4 protein-coding genes are annotated in these 2,462 nt (G+C 74.5%); 1 reads left to right on the top strand and 3 read right to left on the bottom strand.

Features of this window, described 5'->3' with window-relative positions; all coding sequences use genetic code 11:
- Window positions 1-86: 86 nt before the first annotated feature.
- A complete protein-coding gene (gene rfaE2, locus AB1578_23380; protein ID MEW6490841.1) occupies window positions 87-593 on the top strand; it encodes a D-glycero-beta-D-manno-heptose 1-phosphate adenylyltransferase in 507 nt (168 codons plus the stop codon).
- Between the two features lie 49 nt (window positions 594-642).
- On the opposite strand, the gene AB1578_23385 is transcribed toward rfaE2, so the two are convergent.
- The 3 genes from AB1578_23385 to AB1578_23395 form a co-directional block, all read right to left on the bottom strand.
- Window positions 643-1,908 (bottom strand): multiheme c-type cytochrome, encoded by a 1,266-nt coding sequence (locus tag AB1578_23385; protein MEW6490842.1) that lies wholly within the window; start codon window positions 1,906-1,908, stop codon window positions 643-645.
- A gap of 117 nt (window positions 1,909-2,025) precedes the next feature.
- On the bottom strand, window positions 2,026-2,157 hold the full coding sequence (locus AB1578_23390) for a hypothetical protein (protein ID MEW6490843.1): 132 nt from the start codon (window positions 2,155-2,157) through the stop codon (window positions 2,026-2,028).
- Window positions 2,154-2,462 (bottom strand): tetratricopeptide repeat protein (locus AB1578_23395; GenBank protein ID MEW6490844.1); only part of this gene is annotated, 309 nt, incomplete at its 5' end. The genes AB1578_23395 and AB1578_23390, both read right to left, overlap by 4 nt.

A 2,462-nucleotide genomic window follows, 5' to 3' on the forward strand; every position in this document is an offset into this window, starting at 1 on the left:
CCTCACGGAGGCCCAACTGCCCCCGCCCGGGGCTTCCCTCCTCCTGGACCAGAACCTGCTGCCCTGGCTGGTCCGCTAGGATACCCATGCTGCCTGCCCTGCACCGAAAGGTCCTCCCCCTGTCCGCGCTCCTGGCGGAGATCGCTCCCCGGCGGCGCGCCGGAGAGCGGGTCGTCTTCACCAACGGCTGCTTCGACCTGCTCCACCCGGGGCACGTCACGTACCTGGAGGCGGCCCGGGATCTCGGGGACCTCCTGGTGGTGGGCCTGAACTCCGACGAGAGCGTGCGCCGCCTCAAGGGCCCCGCCCGCCCCATCCTCCCCCAGGCCGACCGGGCCGCCGTGCTCGCGGGGCTGCGCAGCGTGGACTACGTGGTGGTCTTCGAAGAGGACACGCCCCTTCGCCTCATCGAGGCCCTGCTCCCCCACGTGCTCGTCAAGGGCGGGGACTGGGCGGTGGACCGGATCGTGGGGCGGGAAGCCGTGGAAGCGGCGGGCGGCCGGGTGGCGGCGCTACCCTTCGTGGAGGGCCGCTCCACCACCGGCATCGTGGAGCGGGTGCTGGAGCGGTGCGGGCTCGGGCAGGGGCCGTAGGGCTGCGCGCGCCGGGCGCGGGGAGATCCACCCGAGTCGCGCGCTCCCGTCAGCGGTCGCAGCGCACGGCCCCGTAGGCGGCCGGAAAGTCGAAGGGCTTTCCTTCGTGGAAGCCGCGGTGGCACCGGGCACAGACGGCTTCGCCGGGTTTTCGGGCGATGTTGCCGCGGCCCCGGTGGCGGCCCCCCGGACCGTGGCAGGCCTCGCACCCCACCACGGGCTCCAGGCTGGTGCCGGTGGCCCGCTGCACGGTGGAGGCGTGGCAGGCGAGGCACGAGGGGTCGCGGGGGCTTTGCTGCAAGGAGGCGTAGGATCGGGCATGGCGGGTGCGGGCCCACGCCTGGTAGGCGTCGGCGTGGCACTCCCGGCACGAGGTCGAGCCCGCGTGGAGGGGCTCGCTGCCCGGGGCCAGGGCAGCCTCCGGGGCGGCCCTGGGCGCCGGGGACGCCCCCGGCGCGGAAGGACGACCGCCGCCGGCCTGGCCGCGTTGCCACTGCATCTCGAGCTCCCGGTACTCCCGCAGCCACCCCAGCACTCGGGGATCCTCCCCCCCGCGGCCATCCAGCACGACGATCCGGTGGGCGAACACCGCCGTCGCCTGCCCCAGGACCGCCAGGGATGCCTGGGTCTGGGCGATCTCCTGCCCAAGGGCGGCGGCTTCGGAACCCTCCTGCCCGCCCGCCGCCTGCCGACGCAGCTCGTGCAGGCGCGCTTGCAGCACCCCTTCTTGCTGCAGGTCTCGAGGGGCTTGCCACGAGCGCAGGCCCGCCGAGGGCAGATCGAGCACCCCCAGGTAGCGCCCGCGGTCGCCGGCGCGCAGCACCGGGGCATTGCCTGCCACGGGAGGCGTCGGCAGGTACTCGCTGGACCCGCCTCCCACCACCAGGGTCAACTGCGGAAACGCCCTGGCCAGACCCTGCTCTGCCGCGAGCCCCAGGTTCGAGAGGCACACCACGGCCGCGACCTCGGGCAGCAGGGGCAGCACCTCCCCCAGGGCTGCCGCGGGGTCCTCGGTCCGCAGTCCCAGTTGGCGGTCCAGGGCCGCGTTCGGGGCGAGCAGACCCACGACCCCCACCCACGCGTCGCCCCAGGGCACCACCCGCCACCGGGGAAAGGGGTACTCTCCGGCCGCGTCCCGCAAGTTGGTGGAGACCCAGGGGACCCCCGGCTCCCGCCCCAGCTCCGCAAGGAGCGCCAATCCCGCCGCAAGGTCGCGCCGGCCCACGTTGACGGCGGCAACGCCGTCGGCCACCGCGGCCCGGGCCAGCAGACGGGCCCGGGTGGAGAGGATCTCCGCCTGGGGCTGTCCGGCCACAAGCGGCTGGGAAAAGAGCAGGTCCCCGCTGTCCAGGTACAGGGTGGCCGGCCGCTCGTGGCGGAGGCGTTCGATCTCGGCGGCTCTTCGGGCCAGACCCCCGAACCGGCCGGTCTTTCACCCGCAGGGGTCGATCTCGCCCGCGACCCCCGTGCCGTACACCAGCCGCAGGTCCAGTTCGCGGGCAGCCGCGGGGGCTGCGGCGAGCACGGCCCCCCACGCCAGGAGAATCCACAGGACGCCTCTCACGACTTCTCCTTCTTTCCGAAGAGGGCGCCCAGCACGCCGCCCTTCTTGCCCTGGCGCATGCGCAGGAGGCGCAGCTCCCGCAAGGCCTGGACGTGGTTGGGGCTCTTCGCCAGGGCGGCCTCCAGGTGGGTGCGGGCGCCCTCCAGGTCCCCTTGCAGGGCCAGCAGGTGGCCCAGGTGGTAGGAGGGCTCGGCGGAGTCCTTCATGAGGCCGCGGGCCCGGGTGAGGAGCTCCTCTGCCTCGTTCAGGGAGTTCTCCCGGCCGGCGGCCGCCTGGTGCGTCCGCGCGATCCCCAGATGGAGCGC

It is taken from the genome of Thermodesulfobacteriota bacterium, from assembly GCA_040756475.1.
Classification (GTDB): Bacteria; Desulfobacterota; Deferrisomatia; order Deferrisomatales; family JACRMM01; genus JBFLZB01.